The organism is uncultured Aureimonas sp. (genome assembly GCF_913775355.1).
Taxonomy (GTDB): Bacteria; Pseudomonadota; Alphaproteobacteria; order Rhizobiales; family Rhizobiaceae; genus Aureimonas.
Map to the genome: position 1 here is coordinate 1 of NZ_CAJYIU010000096.1, position 6,364 is coordinate 6,364.

At 67.6% G+C, this 6,364-nt stretch carries 5 protein-coding genes; 4 read left to right on the forward strand and 1 reads right to left on the reverse strand.

The features are described 5' to 3' along the window. The 4 genes from secD to QZ753_RS06780 all read left to right on the forward strand — a co-directional run. On the forward strand, positions 1-2,100 hold a 2,100-nt coding region (gene secD, locus QZ753_RS06765; RefSeq protein WP_294642156.1), incomplete at its 5' end, for a protein translocase subunit SecD. A gap of 1 nt (position 2,101) precedes the next feature. After that, positions 2,102-2,485, forward strand: a complete 384-nt coding sequence (locus QZ753_RS06770) for an Mth938-like domain-containing protein (protein ID WP_294642158.1) — start codon at positions 2,102-2,104, stop codon at positions 2,483-2,485. Further along, positions 2,482-3,312 carry a phytoene/squalene synthase family protein gene (locus tag QZ753_RS06775; RefSeq protein WP_294642160.1) on the forward strand — a complete coding sequence of 277 codons (831 nt, stop codon included), beginning with the start codon at positions 2,482-2,484 and terminating at the stop codon, positions 3,310-3,312. Before QZ753_RS06770 ends, QZ753_RS06775 begins: the two co-directional genes overlap by 4 nt. 31 nt (positions 3,313-3,343) lie before the next feature. Beyond that, on the forward strand, positions 3,344-5,080 hold the full coding sequence (locus QZ753_RS06780) for a DUF4153 domain-containing protein (RefSeq protein ID WP_294642162.1): 1,737 nt from the start codon (positions 3,344-3,346) through the stop codon (positions 5,078-5,080). 10 nt (positions 5,081-5,090) lie between these two features. Here the strand turns inward: QZ753_RS06780 and trmFO are convergent. Continuing rightward, a partial coding sequence (gene trmFO / locus QZ753_RS06785; RefSeq protein ID WP_294642165.1) for a methylenetetrahydrofolate--tRNA-(uracil(54)-C(5))-methyltransferase (FADH(2)-oxidizing) TrmFO occupies positions 5,091-6,364 on the reverse strand: 1,274 nt, incomplete at its 5' end.

Genomic DNA, 6,364 nt, shown 5'->3' on the forward strand with positions numbered 1-6,364 from the left:
GGGCAGTCGATCGAGGTGGTGCGCCGCCGCGTCGACGAACTCGGCACGACCGAGCCGGTGATCCAGCGCCAGGGCGTCGACCGCATCATGGTGCAGGTGCCGGGTCTTCAGGATCCCGCGCGCCTCAAGGCGCTGCTGAACCAGACCGCCCGGCTGACCTTCCGGCTCGTCGACGTCAACAACTCGCCCGAGGCGGTGAAGGCCGGGCAGCAGCCTGTCCCCGCCGGCTCCGAGCTTCTGGAGACGAACGATACGCCGCCGGTGCCGGTCCTCGTCCAGCGGCAGGTGATGATCTCGGGTGACAATCTCACCGACGCGCAGGCCGGCTTCGATCAGCAGAACAACCAGCCGGTCGTGAACATCCGCTTCGATGCGCGCGGCGCCCAGCGCTTCGGCGAGGTCACGCAGCAGAACGTCGGCCGTCCCTTCGCGATCGTCCTCGACAACAAGGTCCTTTCGGCGCCCAACATCCGCGAGCCGATCCTCGGCGGCCAGGCGCAGATTTCGGGCAACTTCACGGTTCAGACCGCGAACGATCTCTCCGTCCTCCTACGCGCGGGCGCGCTGCCGGCGACGCTCGACATCATCGAGGAGCGGACGGTCGGGCCGGGCCTCGGGGCGGACTCGATCTCGGCCGGCCAGAACGCGGGCATCATCGGCGGCGTCTTCGTCATCGCCTTCATGTTCATCGCCTACGGCTTCCTCGGCATCATCGCCAATATCGCGCTCCTCGTGAACGTCGTCATCCTGGTGGCGCTGCTCTCGGTGCTGGGCTCGACCCTCACGCTGCCCGGCATCGCCGGCATCGTGCTCACCATGGGCATGGCGGTCGACTCGAACGTCCTCATCTACGAGCGCATTCTGGAGGAGCGGCGAAACGGGCGGTCGGTCGTCCAGTCGATCGACGCGGGCTTCCACAAGGCGCTCGGAACGATTATGGACGCCAATGTCACGACGCTGATCGCGGCCGTGATCCTGTTCTTCCTCGGCTCCGGTCCCGTGCGCGGCTTCGCCGTGACGCTGGCGCTCGGCATCTTCACAACGATCTTCACCGCCCTGACGCTGACGCGATGGATGGTGGCGTTCTGGGTCAAGAAGCGTCGCCCGAAGGAGGTGCCGAAGGGCTGGGTGTCCTTCGTGCCGCACGGCACGAACATCCGCTTCATGGCGATCCGCAAATGGGCCTTCGCGATCACGATCGGCCTGTCGATCGCCTCGATCGGCAGCCTTTTCGTTGGTGGCCTCAACTTCGGCATCGACTTCACCGGCGGCACGGTGCTCGAGGTGAAGTCGAAAGCACGGCAGGCGGACGTCGCGAAGATCCGCGAGGATCTCTCGCCGATCATCGAGGGTGACGTCCAGGTGCAGGAGTTCGGCTCGCCGCAGGACGTCCTGATCCGCTACGCCGTGCAGGAGCAGGATCTCCAGACGCCGCAGACAAGCGTCAACGCCGTCCGCGCCTCGCTGCAGAACGACTATACGTTCGAGCGCGTCGAGGTCGTCGGCCCGACGGTGTCCGGCGAACTCGCCTGGGCCGCGATCTTCGGCGTCGGGGCCTCGCTGCTGGCGATCGCCGCCTATGTCTGGATCCGCTTCGAGTGGCAGTTCGCGATCGGCGCACTGCTCGCCACGGCGCACGACGTCGCGATGACCATGGGCTTCCTCGTGGTTTCGCAGCTCGAATTCAACCTGACCTCGATCGCGGCGCTGCTGACGATCGTCGGTTACTCGCTGAACGATACGGTCGTCGTATTCGACCGCATCCGCGAGAACCTGCGCAAATACAAGAAGATGCCGATCTCGGAGATCATCGACCGTTCGCTGAACGAGACGCTGTCGCGCACCATGCTGACCGCGGTCACGCTGGTGCTCGCGCTGGTGGCGCTCTACGGCTTCGGCGGTGACGTCATCCGCGTCTTCGTGGCGCCGATGCTGGCGGGCGTTCTGGTGGGCGTGTACTCGTCGATCTTCATCGCGGCCCCGGTCCTCATCTACTTCAAGCTGCGGCCGGAGACGATCCGGGGCGGCGATCCGAAGGACGCGCTGGAGTCCGAGAAGAAGGCCCGTATCGGCAACACGCCGCGCGCCGGGCAGGCGTGAGGTGAGCGGCGAAATTCGCGACGCGCACTACCCGCGCCGCGCGCCCATCGATGCCTACGGCAACGGTGGGTTCCGCTTCGCCGACATGTCGCACCGAGGCTCGATCCTGTGCCTGCCGTCCGGCATCTACGGTTGGACGGCGACGGAAGAGCAGCCGTTCACGGGCGAGCGCCTGATGAAAGTGCTGGATGAGGCGGACGACATCCGCTTCCTTCTGTTCGGTACCGGCAAGGACATCCGGCGTCCGCCGGCAGCGCTTCTGACGCGGCTTCGCGATCGCGGCATCTCCTGCGATCCGATGTCGACGGGCGCGGCAGTCCGGACCTACAACATCATGCTGCTCGAAGGGCGCCCGGTGGCCGCCGCGCTCGTGGCGGTCGAATGACGGTGGAGGCGGCGCATGGTGGCGCCTACGCCGAGTGCGCGCGGATCGTACAGGACAGCGACGCCGATCGGGCCGTGTCCGTCGGATTTGCCCCGGAGGATCGGCGCGACGGCCTCTGGGCGCTGTATGCCTTCGCGATCGAGACCGCGCGGATCCGCGACCACATCAGCCAGCCGATGCCGGGCGAAATCCGCCTTCAGTGGTGGCGCGATCGGCTGACCTCCAGCGAAGCCGAGGCCGAGGCGGCCGGGCAGGGCTCCCCCGTGGCCACGGCGCTGGTCGAAACGGTGCGCCGCTACGATCTCCCGGTCGACGCCTTCGAACGCTACCTCGATGCGCGCATCTTCGATCTCTATTCCGATCCGATGGGAGACCGGCAGGAGTTCGAGGCCTATGCGGGCGAGACCCAGTCGGCCATCGCCATGCTGGCCGCGATGATCCTCGACCGGTCGGCGGCGCCTGCCGCCGCCGAGGCAGCGGGTCATGCCGGCGTTGCCGCCTGCGCGGCGCTCGTGCTGCGTGACGTGGAGCGTCATCGCGCCCGCCATCAGATCTTCGTCCCGTCCGACATTCTGGGCGCCACAGGCCTCGACGCGTCCGCCTGGCTCGCCGGCGGCCCGGCCGCCGAACCCGCGTGCGACGCGATGGTCGCCTTCGGGTGCGATCATCTCGCGAAGGCGGAGGCGCAGATCGGTGGGCTCAGCTCTTCGATCCGGCCAGCTCTGCTTCCCGTACTGTTCAAGGCGCGCGGGATCGGACAAAAGTCCTCGGTCTTGACGGAACCTCTTCGCCGGCTCCGGTTCTACTGGCGAACGATGCGTCGCTAGGCGCTGCCTGAGACCGAAGAAGAGTTACCCCATGCGTTTGAACGCGTCCCGCCTCGCCGGCCTTCTGCGATCGCTCGTGGTCCGGTCGGGCGAAGCCACGTTCCGATTTCCCGCAGCCGCACTGGCCATCCTCACAATCGCGGCGATCGCCAATTGGGTGGTGGCGACCGACCTCGAGGCCACCGACACGGTCAGCCGCTGGCTTCTCGGGCTTGTCGCGGGCGCCGCTGCGTCGGTGGCGATCACCCTTTGGTCGGAGAGCCGGGGTGTGTCCGGCGGGGTCGCCCGGACCGCCGGGTTCGGTGGGCTTGCCGCTGTCGGCGCGCTCGTCGCCTATGCACACCCGTTTCTGCTTCACGGCCCCGCGCTCACGCTTGCGATCCTGACGGCCGTGCCGTTGGCGCCTTTCATCGGGCGCGGCACCTCGCGCGACTTCTGGGAGTTCGCACTGTGGACGGCGCTCGGGCTGACGCTCGGCTGGTTCTCGGTCCTCATCTTCCTCCTCGGTTTCACCGCCATCTTCGAGATGGTTCGGACCCTGTTCGGCGTTGGGCTGACCGGCCGCGCCTATGCGCATCTCTTCACGACCGGCCTGACCCTGGTCGGACCTCTCTTCGCGCTCGGCCGGGTGCCGCAACCGGACGCGGTCGCCCTGCGCGACCGAACCGGAGAGCGGTTGGAGCACGCCGTGCGGCCGCTCTTCGAATGGGTGACGGCACCGCTCGTTCTCGTCGTGAGCCTCTTCATTCACGTCTATGCCGCGAAGATTCTGCTGACCGGCGACGTCCCAACGAACGAGATCGGGTGCATCGTCCTCCTGTATTCGGCCTTCGTCCTGTCGTTGCGCGTCGGGCTGGAGCCCTATCTCGATGATCTCGCGCCGGCCGCGCGGCTCTTCGCACGGACATGGGCCTGGCTGCTGGTCGTGCCGCTGGCGCTTTTCGCTTATGCCCTGGGTTTGCGCGTCGTCGGTGAAGGGTGGACCGTCGAGCGATACTTCTCGGCCGCCTACGGCCTTGCGGCCGCCATCGCGGCACTCCTGCAGGTCCTGCCTCAGACACGTTCGGACATCCGCCTTGTCGTCGGCGTCCTGCCGGTGCTTCTGACACTCTCCACGGTCGGCCCGTGGGGCGTCGTCGAGACGGTTGGGCGGAGCCAGACCAGCCTGATCGAGCGCGATTTCGGTGCGCACCTGCGCGGCGGCGCAGAGGGCATGCGCGATCTCGACGGATCGCAGCGAAGCGTCCTTAACTCACGCCTCGACGCACTCGATGACGTGGACGGGGGCGACCGCCTCGCGAGCCGCCTTGACGCCTTCGCGGATACCCTGCCCGAGGAGCGTCTGGCGCGGATTCGAAGCTTGATGGGGGAGGTTGCCGCCCGCGAGGCCGAGGTGACCCGAAGCGTCGAACAGAGTTTCTCCACCGAAGGCGCCTGGGATGTCGGCGGGTTCGATCGCGTCGTGCCGTTGCTCGGCACGATCACCGGAACCGACGAGATCGATCCGGCCCTCCATCTCGAGGGGCAAACGCTGGCCGTCACCTATCGAGGGCTGACGGACCGGTTCGACCTCATCGCCGCACTTCCGGCGGACCGTTCGTCCACGAGCGCCGGAAGCCTTCCGCCGCTCGTCATCGATCTGCGCTCGGCGGACGGCCGGACCGTCCGGCTTCGTGTCGCGCATCTGAGATGGAGTGCGGCAGGCGAACTCCTCTGGATGCAAGCCGGCGTCGCCCTGCGTCACGGCGAATGGGCGAGCATGCGCTGACGAGGTGCTGCTACTCCGCCGCGACGGCCAATGCCGCGGGCTCGGCGGCAAGCCAGTCTGAGAAGTCCGACAACGCACGCCGCGCCATCGCGCGCTTCTTGGCGATCGTCTTCTCCTTGCCGCGAAGGCGCTTGCCTTCTTCACGGGGCACCTCGACCGGCGGAAACAGACCGAAGTTGACGTTCATCGGCTGAAACGAGCGCTTGCCGCCTTCCTCCTCCGTCGCGAGGTGACCGCCCGTGATGTGAGCGAGAAGGGCGCCCATCGCCGTGGTCTGCGGCGGCGGGACCGCCGTCTCGCCGCGCGCTTCCGCAGCCGCGAACCGGCCAGCCATCAGCCCGACGGATGCGGACTCGACATAGCCCTCGCAACCGGTGATCTGCCCAGCGAAGCGCAGTCCCGGACGGCTCTTAAGCTGCAGCGTGCCGTCGAGCAGCGTCGGCGAATTGAGGTAGGTGTTGCGATGGAGGCCGCCGAGTCGAGCGAACTCGGCGTTCTCCAGGCCGGGGATTGTGCGGAAGACGCGGACCTGATCGGCGTATTTCAGCTTCGTCTGGAAGCCGACCATGTTGTAGAGCGTGCCGAGAGCATTGTCCTGCCGCAGCTGAACGACGGCGTAGGCCTTCACAGTCGGATTGTGGGCGTTCGTCAGGCCCATCGGCTTCATCGGCCCGTGGCGCAGCGTTTCGGGCCCACGCTCGGCCATCACCTCGATCGGCAGGCAGCCGTCGAAGTAGGGCGTGCCCTCCCACTCGCGGAACTCGGTCTTATCCCCCGCCACGAGCGCGGCGACGAAGGCCTCGTACTGGTCGCGATCCATCGGGCAGTTGATGTAGTCCTTGCCGGTCCCGCCCGGGCCGACCTTGTCGTAGCGGGACTGGAACCAGGCCGTGTCCATGTCGATCGAGTCGAAATGGACGATCGGCGCGATGGCATCGAAGAAGGCGAGGGCGTCGGCGCCCGTCTCGGCGCGGATGGCCTCGGCCAGTCGCTCGGCGGTGAGAGGGCCGGTGGCGATGATCGTGCGGCCCCAGTCCGCAGGTGGCAACGCGGCGATTTCCTCGCGAACGACGGTGACGAGGGGGTGAGCGGCGAGCGTCGCCGTCACCGCCTGCGCGAAGCCCTCGCGATCGACCGCCAGAGCGCCGCCCGCGGGAACCTGGTTGGCGTCGGCGCAGCGCATGATGAGAGAACCGGCAAGGCGCATCTCGGCGTGCAGGACGCCGACCGCATTGGTCTCGGCGTCGTCGGAACGGAACGAGTTGGAGCAGACGAGCTCGGCGA

Excerpts from the sequence above, each read along its gene's own strand:
- QZ753_RS06780 (WP_294642162.1), top strand. The coding sequence starts at position 3,344 with ATGCGTTTGAACGCGTCCCGCCTCGCCGGCCTTCTGCGATCGCTCGTG.
- QZ753_RS06775 (WP_294642160.1), top strand. The coding sequence starts at position 2,482 with ATGACGGTGGAGGCGGCGCATGGTGGCGCCTACGCCGAGTGCGCGCGG.